Annotated in this window: 25 protein-coding genes and 1 pseudogene; 17 read left to right on the top strand and 9 right to left on the bottom strand. The window is 34.5% G+C overall.

Annotated elements, in window-relative coordinates; all coding sequences use genetic code 11:
• Positions 1-6 precede the first annotated feature (6 nt).
• Both ABVM53_RS00785 and ABVM53_RS00780 read right to left on the bottom strand, forming a co-directional pair.
• A complete protein-coding gene (locus tag ABVM53_RS00785; RefSeq protein ID WP_371457396.1) occupies positions 7-594 on the bottom strand; it encodes an L-threonylcarbamoyladenylate synthase in 588 nt (195 codons plus the stop codon).
• Between the two features lie 144 nt (positions 595-738).
• Positions 739-1,794, bottom strand: coding sequence for a glycosyltransferase family 4 protein (locus tag ABVM53_RS00780; RefSeq protein WP_405328332.1), 1,056 nt, complete (start codon positions 1,792-1,794; stop codon positions 739-741).
• Positions 1,795-1,859: 65 nt separating this feature from the next.
• Between ABVM53_RS00780 and ABVM53_RS00775 the strand changes: the two genes are divergently transcribed.
• Positions 1,860-2,621, top strand: coding sequence for a lipopolysaccharide kinase InaA family protein (locus ABVM53_RS00775; RefSeq protein ID WP_405328329.1), 762 nt, complete (start codon positions 1,860-1,862; stop codon positions 2,619-2,621).
• Here ABVM53_RS00775 and ABVM53_RS00770 read toward each other — a convergent pair.
• Complete coding sequence (locus ABVM53_RS00770) at positions 2,618-3,619, bottom strand: glycosyltransferase family 2 protein (protein ID WP_405328326.1); 1,002 nt, start codon at positions 3,617-3,619, stop codon at positions 2,618-2,620. The genes ABVM53_RS00775 and ABVM53_RS00770 overlap by 4 nt on opposite strands.
• A 55-nt stretch (positions 3,620-3,674) precedes the next feature.
• On the opposite strand from ABVM53_RS00770, the gene ABVM53_RS00765 reads away from it, so the two are divergent.
• The gene (locus tag ABVM53_RS00765) at positions 3,675-4,496 is read left to right on the top strand and encodes a glycosyltransferase family 2 protein (RefSeq protein ID WP_405328323.1); all 822 of its coding nucleotides are present in this window, start codon (positions 3,675-3,677) and stop codon (positions 4,494-4,496) included.
• On the opposite strand, the gene ABVM53_RS00760 is transcribed toward ABVM53_RS00765, so the two are convergent.
• Both ABVM53_RS00760 and ABVM53_RS00755 read right to left on the bottom strand, forming a co-directional pair.
• Positions 4,486-5,547 (bottom strand): glycosyltransferase family 9 protein, encoded by a 1,062-nt coding sequence (locus ABVM53_RS00760; RefSeq protein ID WP_405328320.1) that lies wholly within the window; start codon positions 5,545-5,547, stop codon positions 4,486-4,488. The two genes, ABVM53_RS00765 and ABVM53_RS00760, sit on opposite strands and share 11 nt — an antisense overlap.
• Positions 5,548-5,615: 68 nt before the next feature.
• Positions 5,616-6,431: a 2,3,4,5-tetrahydropyridine-2,6-dicarboxylate N-succinyltransferase gene (locus ABVM53_RS00755; protein WP_405328317.1), complete on the bottom strand. Its 816-nt coding sequence runs from the start codon at positions 6,429-6,431 to the stop codon at positions 5,616-5,618.
• Between the two features lie 131 nt (positions 6,432-6,562).
• Between ABVM53_RS00755 and ruvX the strand changes: the two genes are divergently transcribed.
• The 6 genes and pseudogenes from ruvX (at position 6,563) to ABVM53_RS00725 (ending at position 10,633) form a co-directional block, all read left to right on the top strand.
• Positions 6,563-6,970: a Holliday junction resolvase RuvX gene (ruvX, locus tag ABVM53_RS00750; RefSeq protein WP_405330883.1), complete on the top strand. Its 408-nt coding sequence runs from the start codon at positions 6,563-6,565 to the stop codon at positions 6,968-6,970.
• Positions 6,971-7,010: 40 nt separating this feature from the next.
• Complete coding sequence (gene def, locus ABVM53_RS00745) at positions 7,011-7,598, top strand: peptide deformylase (protein ID WP_405328314.1); 588 nt, start codon at positions 7,011-7,013, stop codon at positions 7,596-7,598.
• A 116-nt stretch (positions 7,599-7,714) separates the two neighbouring features.
• Positions 7,715-8,137 (top strand): annotated as a pseudogene (locus tag ABVM53_RS00740) (DUF5606 domain-containing protein); the annotation flags it as partial.
• A gap of 202 nt (positions 8,138-8,339) precedes the next feature.
• Positions 8,340-9,113 carry a nucleoside triphosphate pyrophosphohydrolase gene (mazG, locus tag ABVM53_RS00735; protein WP_405328311.1) on the top strand — a complete coding sequence of 258 codons (774 nt, stop codon included), beginning with the start codon at positions 8,340-8,342 and terminating at the stop codon, positions 9,111-9,113.
• A gap of 90 nt (positions 9,114-9,203) precedes the next feature.
• Positions 9,204-10,151, top strand: a complete 948-nt coding sequence (locus ABVM53_RS00730) for a sterol desaturase family protein (RefSeq protein ID WP_405328308.1) — start codon at positions 9,204-9,206, stop codon at positions 10,149-10,151.
• 2 nt (positions 10,152-10,153) lie between these two features.
• Positions 10,154-10,633, top strand: coding sequence for a GyrI-like domain-containing protein (locus tag ABVM53_RS00725; protein ID WP_405328305.1), 480 nt, complete (start codon positions 10,154-10,156; stop codon positions 10,631-10,633).
• Between the two features lie 17 nt (positions 10,634-10,650).
• Here ABVM53_RS00725 and rlmH read toward each other — a convergent pair whose 3' ends face one another.
• A complete protein-coding gene (gene rlmH / locus ABVM53_RS00720) occupies positions 10,651-11,124 on the bottom strand; it encodes a 23S rRNA (pseudouridine(1915)-N(3))-methyltransferase RlmH (protein ID WP_371457409.1) in 474 nt (157 codons plus the stop codon).
• Between the two features lie 128 nt (positions 11,125-11,252).
• Between rlmH and nadC the strand changes: the two genes are divergently transcribed.
• The 4 genes from nadC to priA all read left to right on the top strand — a co-directional run bounded on the left by nadC (position 11,253) and on the right by priA (position 16,094).
• A complete protein-coding gene (gene nadC / locus ABVM53_RS00715; protein ID WP_405328301.1) occupies positions 11,253-12,110 on the top strand; it encodes a carboxylating nicotinate-nucleotide diphosphorylase in 858 nt (285 codons plus the stop codon).
• Positions 12,111-13,052, top strand: a complete 942-nt coding sequence (locus ABVM53_RS00710) for a YihY/virulence factor BrkB family protein (RefSeq protein ID WP_371457411.1) — start codon at positions 12,111-12,113, stop codon at positions 13,050-13,052.
• A gap of 87 nt (positions 13,053-13,139) precedes the next feature.
• On the top strand, positions 13,140-13,568 hold the full coding sequence (locus ABVM53_RS00705) for a DUF2147 domain-containing protein (protein WP_128758630.1): 429 nt from the start codon (positions 13,140-13,142) through the stop codon (positions 13,566-13,568).
• 66 nt (positions 13,569-13,634) lie between these two features.
• Positions 13,635-16,094 (top strand): primosomal protein N', encoded by a 2,460-nt coding sequence (gene priA / locus ABVM53_RS00700; protein WP_405328297.1) that lies wholly within the window; start codon positions 13,635-13,637, stop codon positions 16,092-16,094.
• Positions 16,095-16,145: 51 nt separating this feature from the next.
• On the opposite strand, the gene ABVM53_RS00695 is transcribed toward priA, so the two are convergent.
• Positions 16,146-16,847 carry a LytTR family DNA-binding domain-containing protein gene (locus ABVM53_RS00695; RefSeq protein ID WP_206633814.1) on the bottom strand — a complete coding sequence of 234 codons (702 nt, stop codon included), beginning with the start codon at positions 16,845-16,847 and terminating at the stop codon, positions 16,146-16,148.
• Positions 16,848-17,060: 213 nt separating this feature from the next.
• On the opposite strand from ABVM53_RS00695, the gene rpsF reads away from it, so the two are divergent.
• The 4 genes from rpsF to ABVM53_RS00675 all read left to right on the top strand — a co-directional run bounded on the left by rpsF (position 17,061) and on the right by ABVM53_RS00675 (position 18,708).
• Complete coding sequence (gene rpsF / locus ABVM53_RS00690) at positions 17,061-17,399, top strand: 30S ribosomal protein S6 (RefSeq protein ID WP_128758627.1); 339 nt, start codon at positions 17,061-17,063, stop codon at positions 17,397-17,399.
• A gap of 2 nt (positions 17,400-17,401) precedes the next feature.
• Entirely contained in the window at positions 17,402-17,701 is a 300-nt protein-coding gene (gene rpsR / locus ABVM53_RS00685; RefSeq protein WP_028375809.1) for a 30S ribosomal protein S18, read from the top strand.
• A 13-nt stretch (positions 17,702-17,714) separates the two neighbouring features.
• Complete coding sequence (gene rplI, locus ABVM53_RS00680; RefSeq protein ID WP_128758626.1) at positions 17,715-18,164, top strand: 50S ribosomal protein L9; 450 nt, start codon at positions 17,715-17,717, stop codon at positions 18,162-18,164.
• A gap of 67 nt (positions 18,165-18,231) precedes the next feature.
• A complete protein-coding gene (locus tag ABVM53_RS00675) occupies positions 18,232-18,708 on the top strand; it encodes a DUF6495 family protein (protein WP_405328292.1) in 477 nt (158 codons plus the stop codon).
• A gap of 98 nt (positions 18,709-18,806) precedes the next feature.
• Here the strand turns inward: ABVM53_RS00675 and ABVM53_RS00670 are convergent, their stop codons facing one another.
• Positions 18,807-20,048, bottom strand: coding sequence for an ABC transporter permease (locus ABVM53_RS00670; protein ID WP_128758624.1), 1,242 nt, complete (start codon positions 20,046-20,048; stop codon positions 18,807-18,809).
• A 170-nt stretch (positions 20,049-20,218) separates the two neighbouring features.
• On the opposite strand from ABVM53_RS00670, the gene hisS reads away from it, so the two are divergent.
• Positions 20,219-21,589: a histidine--tRNA ligase gene (gene hisS, locus ABVM53_RS00665; protein ID WP_405328288.1), complete on the top strand. Its 1,371-nt coding sequence runs from the start codon at positions 20,219-20,221 to the stop codon at positions 21,587-21,589.
• Between the two features lie 60 nt (positions 21,590-21,649).
• Here the strand turns inward: hisS and ABVM53_RS00660 are convergent, their stop codons facing one another.
• The gene (locus ABVM53_RS00660) at positions 21,650-23,104 is read right to left on the bottom strand and encodes a TonB-dependent receptor (protein WP_371457416.1); all 1,455 of its coding nucleotides are present in this window, start codon (positions 23,102-23,104) and stop codon (positions 21,650-21,652) included.
• Positions 23,105-23,149: the final 45 nt, after the last annotated feature.

Here is a 23,149-nt window from a genome sequence, read left to right as displayed (position 1 = left end):
GTAGTATTATTTTCGTAAAATCTCAACCTGACCGTTATTTTTCAACTTAATAATTGTCGAAGATTTGGTCGATTTATGTTTGCGTTGCAAATTTACGATATAGTCTACTCCCTCCAAAATAGGCTGGGATATTTCTGGATAACGCATAGGTGTTTTTTCACCGCTAATATTTGCAGATGTAGAAACTAATGGTTTTCCGAGTTTTTTAATTAATGCCTTACAAAATCCATCTTCAACCACACGTATTCCCAGAGTATTGTCTTCCGCAATTAGATTTTCAGCAATGCGAATAGGATCATCATAAATTATTGTTGTAGGCTGATCTGCATATTTTAAAATACTGTAAGCGATCTCCGGAATATTTTCTATATACTGATTCAGCATTTTAAAGTCACTTACAAGACATATTAGTGATTTGCTTTCAGCGCGTTTTTTTAAAGCAAAAATTTTATCTACTGCTTCAGCATTAGTAGCGTCGCAACCTATTCCCCATACCGTATCAGTAGGGTAGAGCAAAAGTCCACCTCTTTTAAGTATGGTTAAAGATTCATTTACTTCATCAATAATATTCTGTTCGTATCGTTTAGCGGCCATAAAAATGATAAATTGAGCTAGGTCTTAACTTTTTTGTAAAAGTCGGTATTTATTTTCCTTTTGTGAATTAAATCACCAGCGTAATTGAGAGGTTCTTAATGGAAGAAAAGAAGAATACTTTGGTTACTCTTAAATAAATTGACTTTATGATAAAACCTCTTTATAAACTGCCAGATAGTTACGTGCTGTTTCATTCCAATTAAAGCTGTTTGCGTGATCTTTAACCCGCTTAGAAAAATCAGGATCATTATCGCTTTTTTTCATACCCGCTAAAAATATTTGAGCCATATATTCGGGATCATAATGGTCCCAGTAAAATGCATCGCTACCACCTATTTCGGGAAGGGATGTATTATTTGACATAAAAACAGGTTTGCCAAAGGTCATTGCCTCAATAGGAGGGATGCCAAAACCTTCTCTAAGAGACGGAAATACAAATGCGTTGCAATTTTTCATATAGAATTTCTTGTCCTCATCGCTTACTTTTCCCGTTATATGCACGCGATTTGTAAGATTTAATTCTGCAATAAGCGTCAACAGTTCTTTGTAATAGGGCTTATCTGAATTGCCGGATAAGATCAAATCATAGTCTGGAAGATAAGCTAGCATTTTAACTAAAGAGCCAAAATTTTTGCGTTCTGTAAATTCTCCGATACTGTATAAATAGTTGCGTATAGGCAAATAAGAAGGTTTATGCGTTTCAGGTAATTCAGAATTTAAGATGGTATTTCCATTGTAAATAACATATTCTGGCACTTTCGGAATTTTAAAGTGTTCCCGTGTATGCTGCTGGACAAATTTTGAAATATATATTATAGCACTGCATCTATTCAGCTTGTCAATAAATCTTTGCTTTGATTCATCATCACCTTTTTCATCAATAAAATGAATATCGTGAACGGTCATTACATACGGAATTTTATGACGAGGTTCAATTTTGATATTTTGATTTAAGGAGTGCCAAAGATCATAGCGCTTTGCTATCCTAAATAAAGGATATCTTGTAATTGACTTATACTTTTTGTAATTAAAGTGGGAACCGAATTCATCTTTAAGTTTAGAGAAATCCTTAGCATGAAGTGTAAATTCAAATTCTGGATCATTAATTGAATAAAGTGCTTTAATCAAATGGTAATTAAATTGACCAAAACCAAAATACGGATTCTTGATATTATGTGATTCTAAAAAAATTTGCTTCATTCTAAATAGCTATCCCGTTTGAGTACTCGTATAATTAAAACTATTTTTGCTGTCTAATTTGAGTTATGAAAATCGTCGTTGACAAAAGTCATAAAAATAGTCTTATAGAACTACAAGCCTTACTCGAAAATTTTGAGCAACAAGGTAGAATGCTTTCTGATGGCTCACGCAATCAGATAAAAATATTTCAGTTAGACCGTGACGAGGTGGCTATAAAAGCCTTTAAAGTTCCTAATTTAATCAACAAAGTTGCTTACAAGTTCTTAAGAAAGTCAAAAGCTCAACGTTCATTTGAGTATGCTCAGCAGCTATTGAGCAAAGGAGTTTTAACTCCTAAGCCTATAGCATATGCAACTGAAGAATCCATTTTATTTTTTGGAAAAAGTTTTTATATCTGTGACAATTTAAATGCCGACTTAACTTATAGAAAACTTATTGAAGACGAAAATTATCCTAACCGCACAGAGATACTTAAAGCATTTACAGGATTTACGTTTAGAATGCACGAACAGGGAATTCACTTCTTAGATCATTCTCCCGGAAATACATTAATTGTAAAAAAAGAGAAGGGTTATGATTTTTATCTTGTCGATTTAAATCGAATGGAGTTTGGTGATCTGGATTTTGAGACCCGAATGCGAAATTTCAGCAGACTTACACCACATAAAGAGATGATCGATATTATGGCTACGGAATATGCAGCACTAGGCGGTTACGATCTTCTCAAAACAAAATCCAGTATGTGGAGTTATACCACCGAATTTCAACAGAAGTTCTACCGAAAAAAAGCTTTAAAAAAGAAGTTGAAATTCTGGAAAACTAATTAGTCGAGACCACGTTTTTCTAGCCATCCATAAACTAATTGCTGAAACTTTTGAAAGCTATAAAGATAACTTAGCGCATAGCCATCTTTTCCTTTTAAGGCATTTCCCTTCAATAGATAATACTTTATAAAAGTTAGTTTAGGTAATAACAAAAAGCTAAAGTAACCTAACAGTGGTTTTTTAATAGGGTGTGAGTGCGCATAGGTATTTAAAGACAAGCTAAAGCTATCATAATTTTGAAGCCGTTCCTCTTTAGTCTTAGTATTGAGATTACGAAGTTTTACATATCTGCTTAGTACGCCATAACCGTTCATACGAGTACTGGTTAATCCTGCTATCCCATCAAGAAAACCACCTTTAAGAGTATATTCACCCCAGAATCTTCCTGATGGTTTTATGAGCAAGTGTAGGTAGGAGGTTTTTGAATTTTTATTGTATTTCTGATGTGCTTGAAAAGAAGAGTATTTATTTTTTTTGCTTAAGAATGAACGAAGATTGCTATACGTATAATGATACATAAATGCTGGTAGTAAACCTATAGAACCATTTACAATCATGCGTTCATGAACGAGACCTTCATAATGACAGTAATTTTTATGAATAAGTCGTATAGCTGAATCCCGACCATTACTACCATTTTTTAAAAATCGATTTATAAAAAAATTACGACGTAGTATTCGATATGCTTTATGTTGATTTGAAGAAACTGCATTTATAATTTGTTTTTGCAGTTTTGGTAATAAGAATTCGTCTGCATCAAGAATAAAAATCCAATTATTTTTAGCCTCTTTAATGGCAAAGTTCTTTTGGCTTGAAAAATCATCAAATTTTCGTTCTAAGATTTTACAATTAAAACCTTTAGCTATTTCTAAAGTATGGTCTGTACTATAGGAGTCGATAACGATGCACTCATCTGCAAAACTCGCAGCTTGTAGGGCTTGCTTAATAAAATGTTCCTCGTTGTAGGTAGGAATTATAACGGTAATAGGAGTATGCGTCAATTTTGAGAGATGTTAGTAGGGCAAAAATAACTAATTTTACAGAAATTTTTCATCGATGAAGCAGCCTGCAAATTCAGTAATCATAAGTACCTATAATGCTATCGATTGGCTCGAAAAGACACTTGTAGGATTTACTATGCAAACCTACCGAGACTTCGAAATCATTATAGCCGATGATGGTTCAAAATCTGAAACGAAAGACTTTATTGATACGTTTAAATTAAAAACTGATATTTCTATTATTCACGTTTGGCATGAAGATAACGGATTTCAGAAATCTGAAATTTTAAATAAAGCACTTCTGGCATGTAATAGTGATTATGTGATAATGACAGATGGAGACTGTATTCCACGGAAAGACTTTGTGGAACAACACGTTAAATATAAAGAAACAGGTTATTTTTTAAGTGGTGGTTATCATATGCTTCCGCTTTCTACTTCAAAAGCAATCAGCAATAGCGATATAGAGCAAGAAAACTGCTTTGATGTTAAATGGCTGTTGGAGCGGGGTATGCCAAAATCTTTCAAGAATAACAAAATTGACTCCGGTGCTCTACAAGAGAAATTTTTAAATTTTATAACTCCTACAAAACCTACCTGGAATGGCCACAATGCTTCTGGCTGGAAAAAAGATATTCTCGCAGTAAATGGTTTTGATGAGCGTATGCAGTATGGAGGACAGGATCGCGAATTAGGAGAGCGACTCGTTAATCTTGGTATAAAAGGAAAACAAATACGCTATAGTGCAATTTGCTTACACCTGGATCATCCAAGAGGGTACAAGAATCAAGAATCAATAACTAAAAACAGAGCAATACGTGATGCTACAAAATCTGATAAAAGCATTTTTACACCTTATGGTATTGTCAAGAAGTAAGATTTTTATCTAAGAAAGAAGCTAGACGCGGTATTATTTTTTCAGGTTTAAAGTGATTGTATAATTCGCTAGTTTGTTTTTTTATTTCTTTAGATGATATATCGCTAAATAATTCTGGCTTGAGTTCCTTTAAGTGGAGCGATTCGTTTTTATGATCATTTTCAAATGTAGCCCAATGCTCTTTATTTACATAAGGAGAATATAATGTAAAAGTAGGTTTGTCGAGTGCCTTAGCTATGTGTACGGCACCTCCTTCATTTGCGAATAATACGTTTACATTGTTCATAATCAATATGTATTCCCGTATATTTTTTCCCATTATCTCAGGTAGCACTTGCGATTTATCTTTAACAAGAGCTAGTAACTTATCTACCAGAGGTCGTTGTGCGGGAATATAATTCAGCAAAATTTGTACATCGTAATGCGTACTAATGTAGTCTATAAGTTCTGCTACATAGGCGAGGGGTAGCGATTTTGTGGGATCACTTCCCAGAACACCTATCATTACACTGGGTTTACCTATTACAAAACCTTTATCCTTGAGCAAACTTTCTATGGTAGTTTGTTCATTTTGAGAAATATATAATTTAGGATGGGGATCTAGAGGAACATTAGAATTGAGAAATCTCAAAACATTAAGGCGGTCGTCTATAGCTTTTCCGTAGTCTGAAATTCTATTTTTTAAGATTGGAATCTTGTGTGTGTAAGCAAACGGAATAACACGTTTATCAAAACCAATTCGTTTTTTTGAGCTGCTCAAAACAGATATAATCTGACTTTGAAGCTTAGTATACAAGTCTATAATAAGATCAAATTTTTCTGCACGCAATTCTTTAGCGAGCTTAAATAAATTTAATCCCTGCTTTAACTCTTGGTCATTTATTTGCCAAACACGATCTATATTAGGATTATGCAGCAAAACGGGCGCTGCATAATCATAACATAGAAAAGTAATATGAGAATCAGGATAGATTTTTTTAAGATTATTTGCAACTATAGAAGCTACAAGAACATCTCCAATCCGTTTGTTCTTTATGATTAGTATTTTCATTAAAACTTAAAATCAAAAAAAGCGGATTCGTTAAATTAAATCCTGATATCTATTCTACTATTGCCTAATTATACTGCAACATCATATTCGCGAAGAGCATCATTTAAAGATGTCTTTTTATTTGTACTTTCTTTACGAGTACCTATAATAAGTGCACAAGGAACATTGTATTCTCCTGCAGCAAATTTCTTAGTATAACTACCAGGAATTACAACAGATCTAGGAGGAACATAACCTTTAGTTTCTACAGGCTTGTCGCCGGTAACATCGATAATTTTTGTTGAAGCTGTAAGAACAACATTAGCACCTAAAACAGCTTCTTTACCTACTCGTACTCCTTCAACAACAATACAGCGAGAACCTATAAAAGCATCATCTTCAATTATTACCGGAGCGGCTTGTAAAGGTTCTAGAACGCCACCAATACCTACACCACCACTCAAGTGAACGTTTTTACCTATTTGTGCACAACTACCTACTGTTGCCCAGGTGTCTACCATAGTACCTTCATCAACATAGGCCCCAATGTTTACATAACTAGGCATTAAGATTACACCTTTTGATATATAAGCTCCGTGGCGCGCAACAGCGTTAGGTACAACGCGTATTCCTTTGTCTTGATACCCCTTTTTAAGTGGCATTTTATCGTGGTATTCAAAAATTCCCACTTCAAGCTTTTCCATTTTTTGAATAGGGAAGTAAAGTACAACTGCCTTTTTAACCCATTCATTAATTTTCCAGTCGTCACCATCTGGTTCTGCAACCCGCAATGTTCCGTTATCTAGAAGTTCAATTATTTCACGTATTGCATCTTGAGTAACTTTCTCAGTTAAAAGAGATCGATCATCCCAAGCAGCTTCAATTACATTTTGTACTTGTTTCATTTAATAAGATTTCCGGTTATTTAAATAAATAAATCTTTAAAAGATTTAGAGGCTAAAGATAGTTTAGGCACAATAAAAAAACCAAGATACCCGCTATAAGTTTTAAAGCCTTATTTTTGCCAAAAAATATTATGGCTCGTATTCTTGCGTTAGATTATGGTACAAAGCGTACAGGTATAGCGGTAACAGATGAGTTGCAACTCATCGCATCTGGATTAACTACCGTAGATACTCAAAATTTGCTTAGCTTTTTAAAAGAGTATCTGGCAAAAGAACAAGTTGAACTTATACTATTAGGAGAGCCTAAACGTATGAATAACAGTGCTTCAGATGTGGAGGTGGCTATTAGTAAATTTCGAGAAAATTTAGAGAAAATTACTACTGTGCGTATTGAGCGTGTAGATGAGCGATTTACTTCTAAAATGGCTGCCCAATCATTAATTGCTGGTGGTGTAAAGAAGAAGAAAAGACAAAATAAGGCACTTTTAGATGAAATAAGTGCTACAATAATTCTACAATCCTATCTATATAATTTATAAGATTGCTAGAAAATAAACTGAATAATAAAATTAAAGACTAATGATTTTACCTATAGTTGCCTATGGCGACCCTGTTTTAAGAAAAAAGGCTGCACCTATTGCTAAGGATTTTCCGGAATTAGACACGCTTGTAGCTAATATGTTTGATACGATGTATGGAGCAAGTGGAGTAGGTCTTGCTGCACCTCAAATAGGAAAAGCTATTCGTTTATTTGTGGTAGATGCAACACCATTTGCCGATGATGAAGATTTATCTGAAGAGGAGCAAACGCGTTTAAAAACATTTAAAAAAGCATTTATAAATCCAGAAATACTAGAAGAAACTGGTGATGAATGGGCTTTTAACGAAGGTTGTCTTAGTATTCCCGGTGTTAATGAAGATGTTTTTAGATGTCCTAATATCAAAATTAAATATCAAGATCTGGAGTTTAATGAGCATATTGAAGAATTTGATGGTTTGCTGGCCCGCGTTATTCAACACGAATATGATCATATTGAAGGCATTTTATTTACCGATAAATTAAGTAGCTTAAAAAAGCGTATTATTAAAAGCAAATTAGCCGGTATAAGTAAAGGAAAAACAAATGCAGATTATAGAATGCGTTTTCCAGATAAGAAAATGCGTTAAATTGAATTTAGGCTTTTAATAAATTTTGAAAATTCAAAAAGAGCCTAGATATTTGCCACCCTTTTAGAGAATATAATTTTAGAAATTAAACCCGCTCTCGCGGATAAAAATATAATATGAGTTTAGATAAAATAGTTTCCATTTCAGGTAAGCCTGGATTATATCATTTACGTGCGCAAACACGTTCTGGTTTTATTGCAGAATCACTTGCCGATGGTAAGAAAATGCCGGTAGGACTAAGACATAATGTAAGTGTGCTTTCAGAAATATCTATTTATACATTAGATGGAGAATCTCCATTACGTGAAGTTTTTGCTAAAATATCAGTTAAAGAAAATGGAGGGAAAGCCATCGACCATAAATCATCTAAAGACGAGTTAGAAGCCTATTTCTTTGAAATACTTCCTAATTTTGATGAAGATCGCGTTTACCCTAGCGACATTAAAAAAGTTATTCAGTGGTATAATTTATTACAACAGAATGATCTTCTGGGTGAAAAAGAGACTGAGAATTCTGAAGATTCAACCGAAGATTCAAAACCTAAAGCTGCAGTAAAAGCTGAACCTAAAACAGTAAAATCTGCAAACCCACAGAGTAAAGTAGCAAAATCTTCTACTGCAAAAAAAGGCGCTAGTGCAAAAAGTACTGCAGCCCGAAAGAAATAAATTAATTACTTTTTATAATTTAACCACAATTTGAAGACTTCAGATTGTGGTTTTTTAGTTTAAATATGCATCTACTATGAATGACAGAGCACAGCAGTTAAAGGCAATAGATCGTTTGCTAACCATAATGAATGAACTGCGGGAAGGATGTCCCTGGGACAAAAAGCAAACATTACAAAGTCTACGTCATTTAACTATAGAAGAGACTTATGAATTAGGAGATGCAATTTTAGATAATGATCTTACCGAAGTAAAAAATGAACTCGGCGATTTGCTATTGCATATTGTTTTTTACGCAAAAATAGGGAGTGAAACCGGTGACTTTGATATAGCAGATGTGGCAAATAGCATTTGCGAAAAATTAATTTCTCGACATCCCCATATTTACGGAGATGTAAAAGTTGAAAATGAGGAAGATGTAAAGCGTAATTGGGAGAATCTAAAACTGAAAGAAGGGAAAAAATCTGTTCTTGAAGGTGTTCCCAGATCATTACCAGCATTAGTAAAGGCAGGACGAATTCAGGATAAAGTTGCCGGTGTAGGTTTTGACTGGGAAGAGCCACAACAGGTTTTTGAAAAATTGCAAGAAGAACTTTCAGAATTTAAAGTTGAGGTAGACGCTAAAGACCAAGATAAAATGGAAGCCGAGTTTGGTGATGTGCTTTTTTCGATGATTAATTATGCGCGTTTTTTAAATATTGATGCTGAAAGCGCTCTCGAACGAACAAATAAAAAATTTATTAAACGTTTTCAATATATAGAAGCAAAAGCCAAAGAGAATAATAAAGACTTAATGGATATGACATTAAGAGAGATGGATATTTTCTGGGAAGAGGCAAAAAAAAGCTAATTATTACGAATTAATTAATTATTAGACCTTTATATATAATCTCTGTGATTTGTGACTTGCATACTTTATTTTTGACATCAAACCAACTTTATGGATATTACAAACCCGTTAATTTACGGAGTTCCCTGTTTTTTAGGGCTTATACTTGTCGAACTTACTTACAGTAAACATTCTGATAGAAAAGAACTGTATCAATGGAAGGATCTTACTGCAAGTTTAGTTATGGGTATTGGTTCTACACTTATTGCTCCGCTGGTTAAAACCATCACTGTAATTCTTCTTTTTAATTGGGTTTACGATATTTTCAACCCAGAGATAGATGGTGTACGTACTAATATTATGGGATGGACCTCTTTTGGTTACGCCTGGTATGTTTGGATTCTATGTCAGTTAGCAGATGATTTTTCTTATTACTGGTTTCACAGACAAAATCATATGGTTCGGTTTTTTTGGGCCGCACATATAGTGCATCATTCTTCAGATAATTTTAATTTAGGAACCGCCGTGCGTAATGGCTGGTTTACTATATTTTACAAACCTCTTTTTTATGTATGGATCGTAGCAATTGGCTTTCCGCCAGAAATGCTTGTAGTATGTTTGGGTATTGAGGCTTTATGGCAATTTCAGTTACATTCCCAGTATATTCCAAAACTCGGTATTATAGATAAAGTTTTTAATACCCATACGATGCACCAAGTACATCACGCCAGAAATCTTGAATATATGGATAAAAATCATGGCGGATTTTTAAACACCTTCGATCGTATTTTTGGAACCTTTAAAGAGTTTGATGAGGATATCGAAATCGAATACGGCGTTACTCACGCTCCTAATTCGTACAATCCTTTAATTATTCTTACTCATGAGTATAAAGATATTTGGTTAGATACAAAAAAGTCTCCTAAACTCTACGATAAGTTTATGTACATCTTTGGTCCTCCGGGTTGGAGTCACGACGGAAGTACACTTACTATTAAACAGCAGCGAAAATTACTACGGGAAGAAGCCCAACTAGTAGATCTTGAACTAGCCGAATAATAATGAAACCTAAGATTATTGATATAGTAGACCGTAAGATTATAGGAGTATGTTTAACAACAACATTCTCAGCTAATGACACCTCGGTTCTGTGGAGAAATTTTATGGCTCGACACAAAGAAGTCTCAAATAGAATAGGGAGCCACTTCTACTCCCTGCAAAAATATCCTCTAGATATTAATGCAGAAAAGTTTACTCCTAAAACAGTGTTTGAGCGTTGGGCGGCAGTGGAGGTGAGTAGTTTTGATTCTGTACCTCATGAAATGCAAAAATCTGTGATTGAAGCAGGAACGTATGCCGTATTTATTCACAAAGGACCGGCAGCTCAATTTGCCGAAACCTTCAATTATATTCATACTACTTGGCTACCTAATTCTATCTATGAAATAGACGATCGTTCACACTTTGAGTTACTTGGAGATACTTATTACGGTCCTAATAATCCAGAATCTGAAGAAGAAATCTGGCTTCCTATTAAGTAAGAAGCCTAACATAAGTTTTACCTATGATGGTAAGGTTCATTGCGTAAAATTGTAAATGCCCGATAAATTTGTTCTGTGATAAAAAGACGAATCATCTGATGGGAAAAAGTCATTTTTGATAATGAAACTTTACCACGAGCTTTAGCATATACCTCTGAAGAAAAACCATAAGGCCCACCAATTACAAATACCAGCGTTTTGATACCGCTATTCATCTTCTTTTGTAGGTAATCGGCATATTTCTCACTACTGAAGTCTTTGCCATTCTCGTCAAGTAGAATTAATTCATCTTGTGCATTAACTTTTGATAAAATTAATTCACCTTCTTTTTCCTTTTGCTGCTCTTCAGACAAGTTTTTAGTCTTTTTGAGATCAGGAATTATCTCTAGCTCAAAATTCACATAATGTTTTAATCTTTTGACATAAACCGAAATAAGTTCGTCAAGATTGCTGTCATCTGTTTTGCCAATGCAAAGAAGTTTGATATTCATATTTCAAAAATAATATTTTTAATATGGTATTCCATTTATAAAACGGAGCCTTCTTTTTTTATTATTGCAAATGGTAGTTGTAAATTGGCGGGTTCTTTTTCTAACTTAGCAAAAACCTATAGCAAATTATGATTACACAAGCAGCCCTTAATAAGGAGATAGATCTTATAATCGCAAATGCCATACGCGAAGACGTAGGTCCTGGAGATTATAGTTCTTTAGCCTGTATTCCGAAAGACGCTAGCGGAAAAGCAAAACTACTGGTTAAGGAAGCGGGTATAATAGCGGGGGTATCTTTTGCATGCAACGTATTTGCCTATGTAGATCCAGATTTAGAAATTGAAATTTTAATAGAAGATGGTACGCAGGTAGAGATAGGAGATATCGTGTTTTATGTAACTGGTAATTCACAAAGCATCTTAAAAGCAGAGCGACTCGTGCTTAATGCTATGCAACGTATGAGTGCCATAGCTACAAAAACTAATAAATACGCATCCTTACTTGAAGGTACAAAGACAAAAATATTAGATACACGTAAAACTACGCCTGGTTTTCGCGCGCTTGAAAAAATTGCCGTAAAAATAGGAGGAGGAGAAAATCACAGATTTGCTTTATACGATATGGTGATGCTAAAAGATAATCATATTGATTTTGCAGGAGGAATTACTCAAGCGATAACAAAAACACAAAATTTTATACTAGAAAATAAGCTTGATCTTAAAATCATAGTTGAAGCGCGAGACATTGAAGAAGTAAAAGAGATTTTAAATGCAGGAGGAGTTTATAGAATTTTACTAGATAATTTTAATTACGAAGATACACGCGAAGCGGTAAAAATCATAGGTGATCAATGTCTCACAGAATCTTCTGGAGGTATTAATGAAGAAACTTTAGTCGAGTACGCAAAATGCGGTGTAGATTTTATATCTAGTGGCGCGTTGACTCATTCTGTATATAATATGGATTTAAGCCTTAAAGCTGTTTAAATGGATAAGGAGTTTGAAGAAAAGCTGCTGACCATAAAATTTTTGCTGCCCGTAGTTAAATGGGCAAAAGGTGTGATACTTCCTGGGTTTGAAGGGCTTTCTTTACACGATTTTTGGGAAATGTATGCGGTAGGAATTATTAAAGGCACATTTGCAACACGAGCAAGTGCTATTGCTTTTAGCTTCTTTATGGCACTTTTTCCGTTCTTTTTATTTGTTCTTAACCTTATACCCTATGTCCCGATTGATGGGTTTCAAACTGAATTTTTAGCATTTATAAATAATATTCTCCCCCCACAAACACAAGAGTTTTTCGATCCTATTCTGTTAGATATTGCAGCCAATCCACGCGGTGGTTTACTTTCATTTACTTTAATATTTGCCATCTTTTTAATGGCTAATGGTGTTAATGCAATATTTACGGGGTTTGAATATAGTTTTCATTCTATTACAAATAGACCGCTTGTACGTCAATACTTTATAGCATTAGCCGTATCCTTATTATTGGCATTGTTGTTGCTTGCTACTGTAATAGCAGTTCTTTATTTTCAGTATATTATTATTGATTTAAAGAGTAGAGATATTGTGGATGAAAGTACGCTTAAGCTTATATCTCAATTGGGAAGTTTTGTAGCTTTATTAATACTCATTTATGGTGTGGTAGCTACTTTATATTATTTTGGTACTAAAGAAGGAAAGAATGCTCGGTTTTTCTCAATTGGAGCAACATTGACCACAATATTATTTGTTGTCACAACTTATTTCTTCGGAATATATATAAATAATTTTTCCACGTACAACCAGTTATATGGTTCGATAGGTGCGCTATTAATTATGATGGTTTATATCTGGCTAAATTCAAATTTGTTGCTATTGGGTTTTGAACTAAATGCAACTATGTACAGATTGAAGAGACGACACGAACTGCTGAAAAAGAATTAAAAATAATTTTACAGATAATGTTAAAAATTCTTAATATTAATGTAGATTTAACGAATCACTTAATAAATAACCCCTCAAATTAGAATTATGAAAAATTTATGCGCATTTTTAATTTTGGCTCTTATAGGAACAGCAGGAGTTTTTGCTCAAGATGTTACTGGAAAATGGAAAACCATCGATGATGAGACTGGTGATGCAAAATCTATCGTAGAAGTTTATAAGAAAGACGGCAAGGTGTATGGTAAAGTAATTGAAATTCTGAATAAGGACCGTCAGGATGTGAAATGTATGGACTGTCCCGGTGCAGATAATGGTAAGCCTGTAAAAGGTCTTGTAATCATTAAAGGTCTTGAGAAAGATGGTAATGAGTACGCAGACGGTAAGATTCTTGATCCACAAAGCGGGAAATTATACAAATGCCTAATGGAGCTTGAAAGTCCTAATAAGCTTAAGGTTAGGGGTTATGTTGGGTTTTCATTATTAGGAAGAACACAATATTGGACACGTGTAAACTAACACAAAATTCCATCTATAATGTAAGGCTGTTTCTAAATCTAGAAACAGCCTTTTTTTTATCTTTACTTGGTGTATTTCGTAGACGTAATTTTGCCCATTCCCGTAGATAATGCTTTCACTTATCGTATAAGCGAAACTGAATATTCCTTTATAAAGCCTGGGATGAGGCTTGCTGTACCCTTTGGTAAAAGTAAGATTTATACATCGATGGCGCTAAGTGTTCATCAAAATGAGCCACGTATTTACGAGGCGAAAGAAATAGAACAAATATTAGATGAGACCCCTATTGTTCATCCTGAGCAGCTTACATTCTGGCAGTGGATGGCAGAGTATTATATGTGCACGCTGGGAGAAGTGATGAGAGCAGCACTGCCGGGTGCCTTTTTACTTGAAAGCGAGACTATAATTAAAAGAATTGTAAAAAATAGTAGTCAACCGCATCTCGACGTGCTAGATGAAGAGGCCGAAATGATACTTCAGGCATTTGAGAATAAGCCTATTTTGCGTATTAGTGAGGTTATGCAACTACTGGGCAAAAAAAGAGTTTTACCCAGTATTAAAACGTTGATTGATCTCGATCTGGTTATGCTAGATCAGGAAATCTATGAAAGTTATAAACCAAAATTAATTAGCTACGTGCGACTTACTCCCGATTATGAGGTGGAGAAGATGATGCATCAAGCATTAGACGAACTTGATAAAGCGCCTAAACAACGTGAAATTTTACTAACCTATTTTTCATTACAAGCACGTTCTAAAAAAGCTATAAAAAGTAAAGACCTTCAAGACGCTAGTTCGGCGACTGCGGCACAAATAAAGGCACTAGTTTCTAAAGGTATATTTGAAACTTACAAAATTCAAAAAGATCGAATTATTTATTCGGGAAAAGAAGATTCTCAGATTAAAGATCTAAATAATCAGCAAGAGCGTGCTTTAAAAGAAATTAAAGAATCCTACAGTAATCACGAGGTTTGTTTACTACACGGTGTTACAGCTTCTGGCAAGACAGAAGTTTATGTAAATTTGATCAAATCTTATTTAGACGCTGGTAAGCAAGTTTTATATTTATTACCCGAAATAGCGCTTACAACACAATTAGTATCTAGACTTCAGGAATATTTCGGAAATCAACTTTCTGTTTTTCATTCTAAATACTCGGTACACGAGCGGGTAGAAGTGTGGAATAATGTATTAAATAAAGAATCTAAAGCGCAGTTGATTCTTGGTGCGCGTAGTGCACTTTTTCTACCGTTTAGTAATCTTGGACTTGTAGTTGTTGATGAAGAGCACGAGAGTAGTTACAAGCAATATGATCCTGCACCACGATATCAAGCGAGAGATGCGGGGATAGTTCTTGCCAGTTTACAAAATGCTAAAGTGCTTTTAGGTTCTGCAACTCCTTCTCTAGAGACTTATTACAATGCCAGTAGTGGAAAATATGGTCTTGTGACTATGAAGGAGCGCTACGGTAATATTTTAATGCCTGAAAATAGCATAATTGATATTCAAGATCGGCAACGCAAAAAACGAATGACCGGGCATTTTAGTGATGATCTTCAACGCGCAATTACTGATGCTTTAGCCTTAGGAGAGCAGGTGATTTTATTTCAGAATAGAAGAGGGTATTCTCCCATTTTAGAGTGTAACACGTGTGGGCACGCACCTCAATGCCCTAACTGCGATGTAAGCTTAACGTATCATAAGCACAAAGAGCAGTTGCGCTGTCATTATTGTGGATATCACATAGCAATGCTTCAAAAATGTATGGCTTGCGGTAGTGTAGAATTAGATACTAAAGGTTTTGGTACTGAACAAATAGAAACAGAATTAAAAGCTTTATATCCAGATTATTCTATAGGTCGTATGGACTCAGATACTACCCGAGGGAAATTTGGTTTTGAAAAAATAATTACAGCTTTTGAGCAGGGGGAAATAGATATACTTGTGGGCACACAAATGCTCACAAAAGGTTTAGATTTTAGAAATGTCACGCTGGTAGGGATTTTAAATGCAGATAATATGCTGAATATTCCAGACTTTAGAGCGCACGAACGCAGTTTTCAACTCATACAGCAAGTATCTGGTAGGGCTGGGCGTACAGAAAAACGAGGAGCGGTTTTAATACAAAGTTACAATCCGCATCATCAGATTTTACAGCAAGTGTCTATGAATGATTATGAGGCTATGTATCATGAGCAACTCGAAGAGCGGCATATCTATAAATACCCGCCTTTCTGTAGATTAATTAAAATTACTTTAAAGCATAAAGATTTTCAGAAAATCGAAGAGGCGTCTCAATGGCTAGGGCAAGCACTAAAGAATATATTTAGAGATGAGATTTTAGGCCCAGAGCCACCTCCGGTTTCCCGTATACGTAATGAATATCACAGAAATATTCTTATAAAAATTCCACGTAAGCAAAGTCTTACTAAAACAAAACAGGCAATTTTAAAAGTACGTACAAGTTTTCTAAGTATTTCACAGTTTAGAAGTGTCAAGATAGTGATTAACGTAGATAACTATTAGGTATAAAAAATCCCGGACATAGCCGGGATTTATATAAAGAATGATATTTTATTAGGAAGAAAGTGCCTCCATAAGTTTTGTTTTCTTGTGTCTACTTAAAGGGATTTTATCGCCTTCAATTTCAATATTTCTACTATTGTATTTTTCTACTTTATCAAGATTGATAATATAGGATTTATGTATTCTCATAAATCGTTCTGAAGGTAATTGTTCTTCAAAAGCTTTCATTGTAGAAAGTACAATAATTGGTTCGTTGTAAGTAACCAACTTCACGTAATCACCTAAAGCCTCGATAAACTTAAGGTCATTTAGAAAAACTTTTTTCTTTTTAAGATTGCTTTTTACGAAGATGTAATCATCATCCTCTACACTGCCTTCAGTCTTAAGGCGATGTAAATTTATTGCTTTATGTACCGCATTAAGGAAGCGATCTTTTGTAAGCGGTTTGCGTAAGTAATCTATTGCATTGTAATTAAAAGCTTTATAAGCGTATTTAGTTTTACCGGTTACAAAAATGATCTGAGGCTTGTGTACTAGGTCATCAAGAAGATCAAATCCTGTAAGAATAGGCATTTCTATGTCAAGAAAAATAAGATCAACCTTAGTTTCCAGGAGTCCGTTTTTAGTCTCAATGGCATTGTTGTATTGAGCCGCTAAACGAAGGTTAGGATGATCTTTAATCATCTTAACTATTGCAAGACGCTGTAAGCTAGAGTCATCTACTACAGCACAGTCTAATATGAGTTCTTCCAAAATAATAAATGAGATAACGTTAGTTCAACAAATCTAGTTGCAATATAAGTATTTACCAAGTAAATTGTGTATTTCATCGATATTTTTTTTAACTTCTGTAAAGCTACAAGGAGATTAAGCAGCATTAATGCTCATTTTTTATGGCAATAGCATTTGATAACTGAGAAAATAATATTACTTTTGCACTCATTTTTATATAAATAAACATTTTTTATGAATCATTACGAAACTGTTTTCATCTTGAATCCCGTTTTATCTGATGACCAGGTAAAGGAAACAGTAAAGAAATTTGAAGATTTTCTTGTTTCTAACGGCGCCAAGATGATATCCAAAGAAGATTGGGGGCTAAAAAAATTAGCTTACGCAATCCAAAACAAAAAAAGTGGTTTCTACCATCTTTTTGAATTCACGGTACCTGGAGAGGTTATCAAGAGTTTTGAACTAGAGTTTAGACGTGACGAACGTATTATGCGTTTCCTAACTGTAAGCTTAGACAAGCACGCTATTGAGTGGGCTGAGAAGCGTAGAAAACGTAACAAAGAAAAAGCATAGTTATGGCATCATCTATAGAGCAACAAGCAAAAGCTAAGAAAGATGGGGAAATCAGATATTTAACTCCGTTAAATATTGAAACCTCAAAGACAAAAAAATACTGTCGTTTTAAGCGTTCTGGTATAAAATATATCGATTACAAAGATGCAGATTGGTTAGCTTCTTTTGTAAATGAGCAAGGTAAGTTATTACCACGCCGTCTTACGGGTACTTCTTTGAAGTATCAACGTAAAGTTAGTGTGGCTGTAAAAAGAGCAAGACATCTTGCACTTATGCCTTACGTAACAGATTTATACAAATAAAAATTAGATTAAGATGGAAGTTATTTTAAAGAAAGACGTCGATAATCTAGGATTTATTGATGATCTAGTAACTGTTAAAAACGGTTATGGAAGAAATTTTCTTATCCCACAAGGCCATGCAATTTTAGCTACACCTTCTGCAAAGAAAGTGTTATCTGAAAATTTAAAGCAACGTGCTTACAAAGACAAGAAAGTTGTTGATGCTGCAAAATCTCAAGCTGAAAAGTTAAATGGTTTAGATATCAAACTTACAGCTAAAGCTGGTGAAGCAGATAAATTATTCGGTTCTATTACAGATGCAGATCTTGCAGATGCTCTTGCTAAAAATGGCGTAGAGATAGACAGAAAATATATTACAATTGCAGGTGGTAACATCAAACGTTTAGGTCAATATGAAGCTAGTCTTCGTTTTCACCGTGATGTAGTTGCAAACCTTACATTTGATGTTATAGCAGAAGCTTAATACATTCAAAATATAGATTAAAGCTTCCGCTTCTCGCGGGAGCTTTTTTTATTTTAAATTTTTTCTAATGAAATATATTAGACTTACAAAAGAGCAATTAGAGGAGATGCATCAGGAGTTTATAAACTTTCTGGCAACTCAGTCTATTACTGCTGAAGAATGGGAATCAATCAAAAAAAATAAACCGGAAGTTGCTGAGCAAGAACTGGATGTTTTTAGTGATCTAGTTTGGGAAGGAGTTCTTAGTAAAGTAGAATATCTTGAGCATTTTTCTCCGCAACATATGTTTTTGTTTAAGGTTGGAGAATTGAAAATTAGTATGATTTCAATTGAAGTTGAAGATAAAGGTATCGATATCACAACGCCTGCAGGCTACAAATGGCTTCAGAACAACTTTATGAAAGATGAAGTAAATCTGTATAGTTCAAGTAAATTGCTATCAGACGATCGTAACAATGATATTTTTGTTCTTATAAGACAAGGAGCTTCTATTACACAAGGTGATTTATTCTCTTGGTTTGAGAAGTTTGTAGAAGTCGATTAGAATTGACTTCAATTAAAAAAAAAGCCTGTCTGATAAAATCAGACAGGCTTTTTTTTTAATTCTGTTATTCCCTATATTAATTTGAATTCATTGACGAGTTATTCATATCGTAAAGATTCTATAGGATCTAATTTTGCTGCTTTAATAGCGGGAAACAAACCGGCAATTATTGCAACTATAATGGTGATAGCTGTTGCAGATAACATCGCCATCCACGGAGTAGTAAAGTTGAAATTAGCAACAGATGAAATAAGTAAACCAATTGAGATGCCCAGAAGTATCCCTAATATACCACCAAACTGACCTATTATGATAGTCTCCATTAAAAACTGACCAGCAATAATAGATTTTTTAGCACCTAGGGCTTTCCTGACGCCTATTTCCCGTGTACGTTCGGTAACGGAAACCAGCATTATATTCATTAAAGCAATAGATGATCCTAATACGGTGATCATACTTATAATCCACGCCGCCATAGAAAGATAACCACTTATTTGAGAAATTTGATTAATAAGATCATCACTTCGGCCTATACCAAAGTCATTTTCTTCAACCGGAGCTAATTTTCTTACATTTCTAAAAGTAATTATAGCTTCATCTAGAGCTCCATCCAGAAGTTCTTTATCATCTACTTTTACACTAAGTGTATAATTGATATTAGGAGCCGTAAACATAGAACGAGCAATCTGAATAGGAATAAGAACGCGTAAATCCTGACTATTCCCAAACGTCGATCCTTTTTCTTCTAGAGTACCTATGACCTTAAACTTTGTACCTCGTATGCTTATAGTTTTATCTATAGGATCTACATTTTTTAAAAGTCCGTTTTTAAAATCACTACCTAGTATACAAACGTTATTATTATTGTTGATGTCAAACTGATTAAAATTACGACCTTGATCAAGCTCTAGACCAGAATTTTCCAGAAAATTCTCATTAGTACCTAATACCGTCACCTCGGGATCTGTGTCTAGATTTTCATATTTTACTTCGGCGCTTGTAGTTCCTGTAAAGGAAACCGCAACGTGTGTCATTGGAAACGTATACCGGTCTTCAAAATCTTTTACTTGTGTATAACGTATGGTGGGGTTTATTTTTTGGGTTTCTCCACTTCCACGTCTCTGCGTAGTGAACTCGTAACGTTGAATATTAAATGTGTTAGATCCCATTGATGAGAAATCACTACTTATTGTGTTTTCTAAAGCTTTTACAAGGCTTAAAATAGCTACTAAAGCTGTGATTCCTATAGCTATAATAACTACGGTGAGTATTGTTCTTAAAAGCTGACTACGTATAGCATCAAAGGCAATACGAAGATTTTCCCTAAAAAGTGAGAACATAAAATTACGTTTTGAATCTATAGGTCTTACAAACTCTTAAAAAGTTACTGTTTTATGGAAAATAAGAAGTGCCAAACCCTCAATTTTTTAAGATATTTGCAGCTTCGCATTCGTGATGGTGCGTAGATTAAATAAAATTCAGCTTTATAGCTCATTATAGATATTTAAAAATGGCTCAAAAACCCAGCATACCTAAAGGGACTCGTGATTTTTCTCCAGAAGAAGTTTCAAAACGTAATTATATAATTAATATACTTCGACACAATTTTGAATTGTTTGGTTTTCAATCCATAGAAACTCCGTCTTTTGAAAATAGCAATACCCTTATGGGGAAATACGGCGAAGAAGGGGACCGACTCATTTTTAAAATTCTCAATAGTGGAGACTATTTGAGCAAAGCTTCTGAAGCAAATTTATCTTCTAAAGATAGTAATGCGCTTACTTCAGAAATTTCAGAGAAAGCGTTACGTTACGATCTTACCGTGCCATTTGCCCGTTATGTGGTGCAGCATCAGAATGAAATAGAATTTCCATTTAAAAGGTATCAGATACAGCCGGTATGGAGGGCAGACAGACCGCAAAAGGGCCGTTTTAGAGAGTTTTTTCAGTGTGATGCAGATGCAGTGGGTTCAGATAGCTTGTTGCAGGAAGTGGCTTTCATCCAGCTATATGATGCGGTTTTTGGAGATTTAGGCCTTGAAGGTGTTACCGTAAAAATGAATAATAGAAAAATTCTTTCTGGTCTGGCGGAAACTATAGGCGAAGCAGATAAACTTATCGATTTTACAGTAGCATTAGATAAATTAGATAAGATAGGTGAGGAGGGGGTGATTAAAGAAATGCTTGGAAAAGGTATTTCTGAGACAGCTATAGAACGTGTAAAACCCATTTTTAGAGTACACGGTAATTTTGCTGATAAATTAATTTTGCTTAAAGCTTTACTGGCAGATTCTGAAATTGGAAAGAAAGGAATAGAGGAGCTAGAATATATAAATACAAAAATTGAAGCTTTAGGTCTTAGTACAATTTCTTTAGATCTTGATGTAACCCTGGCACGTGGTCTTAATTATTATACCGGAGCCATTTTTGAAGTTGCAGCTCCCAAAACTGTTGCTATGGGCAGTATAGGTGGAGGAGGTCGTTATGATGATCTTACGGGTATTTTTGGTTTAAAAAATATGAGTGGCGTAGGTATATCTTTTGGTCTTGACCGCATATATTTAGTAATAGAAGAATTAGATCTTTTTCCTGATCAGGCACTTAAGGGAACAAAATTATTATTCATTAATTTTGGGGAAACAGAATCCTTGTATTGTTTAAAAGCCGTGAAGAAGTTGCGAGAGGCGGGTATTACCTCAGAGTTATATCCTGATGCGGCAAAGATGAAAAAACAAATGTCACACGCAGATAAGCGTAATATTCAATTTGTCGTACTTGCAGGAGCTGAAGAAATAGAGCAAGACGTTTATACTTTAAAAAACATGAAAACCGGCGATCAAAAGCGGTTATCGATTTCTGAGCTGATTCAGGAATTGAATTAATAGAATAAAAAAATCCCAAACTTAAAAAGTTCGGGATTTTTTTATTCTATATAAAGATGATTACTTTTCTATAACTTCCGCAGGTGGAGTATAATCAAATAAGCGCTGCTCTTTTATTTGATCTGCAATTCCTGAAGGTAGCATAGCTTCCCATCCTTCCTCATTGTTATTAATCATTTTTAGTACTTGTCTAGAAAAAACATTCAGAATTTCAGGATTGTAATCCTCGATATCAACAACGCGACCATTATATTTAAAGAACTTATAGAGTTCTTTCATTCTAGGATGAACTTTTAAATTTTCGCTTGTGAAGAACTCTCCGGTTTCAGGATCGCGCATAGGATATAAATAAACGCGTAAATCTTTAAAGAATAATTTCCCAAAAGCTTCTAAGATACCTCCACTTAAATGTCTGTAGTATGATTCGTCAAAAATATCTATTAGGTTATTAACTCCCATAGCCAGACCCATACGTTCTTTTGTGTATCTGGAGAAATATTCTACAAGTCGATAATATTCCTGAAAATTTGAAATCATTACTGTATGCCCAAGGTTACACAGTAAACGAGCACGAGCCATAAAATCCTCTTCGTCAATCTCCCCTTCAGCACGTAAGTTAGATAAGGTAATTTCAAAAATCACTTGAGTATTTTCTTCTTTAACGCGGTTTTCATTTAAGAATATTTCCAAAGATTTACGATACATATCTGTATTTACTTTGGTAACCGGTCTAAAACTTCCGCGTAGGGCTAGTATATTTTTCTTGTAAAGAATTTTTGCAGCCAATACATTATTTCCGTCTGGTCCAAACATTACAGAATCGGTAAAACCGTTTTTAACAAGTTGTAAACTCATTAGACGATTATCAACGCGTTCAAACTCAGGTCCAGAAAAATTGATCATATCGATCTCTATTTGATCTTTATCGATATGATCATATAGATAACGTAAAAGTTTTTTAGGAGAGTCGTATTTGTAATAGGCACCATAAATCAAATTTACTCCCAGCGTACCCAACGTTAGCTGCTGTAAACGTGCATCAGTCTCGTGAAATCGTACGTGAAGTATAATCTCATTAAATTCTGCTTGCGGTTCTGTTTGATACTTAATTCCAACCCAACCGTGGCCTTTATATTTTTTAGCAAAATCTATTGTAGCAACGGTATTTGCGTAGGTAAAATAGATTTTGTTAGGGTGCTTTTCACGTGAAATTCTATTTTCTAATAGATTTGTTTCGTGAGTAAGCATTTTCTTTAAACGTGCTTCAGTAACGTAGCGATGGTCTTCTTCTACGCCATAAACAGCATCACTAAAATCTTTGTCATAAGCAGACATTGCCTTTGCGATAGTACCGCTGGCACCTCCTGCTCTAAAAAAATGCCTTACTGTTTCTTGTCCTGCTCCAATTTCTGCAAAAGTCCCGTAGATGTTCTCATTAAGATTTATGCGTAGTGCTTTATTGATTAGAGAGGGGATATTTTCAAACTCTTTGTCACCTTGAATTGTTATAGGCATTGTGCTAAGTTTTGGGTGAATATAGGTTAGTTCCTTCAGGGGTTA

It is taken from the genome of Leeuwenhoekiella sp. LLG6367-2.1, assembly GCF_045055775.1.
Lineage (GTDB): Bacteria > Bacteroidota > Bacteroidia > Flavobacteriales > Flavobacteriaceae > Leeuwenhoekiella > Leeuwenhoekiella aequorea.
Note: the sequence above shows the minus strand (reverse complement) of the source record. Positions and strands in the feature narration are given on the sequence as shown.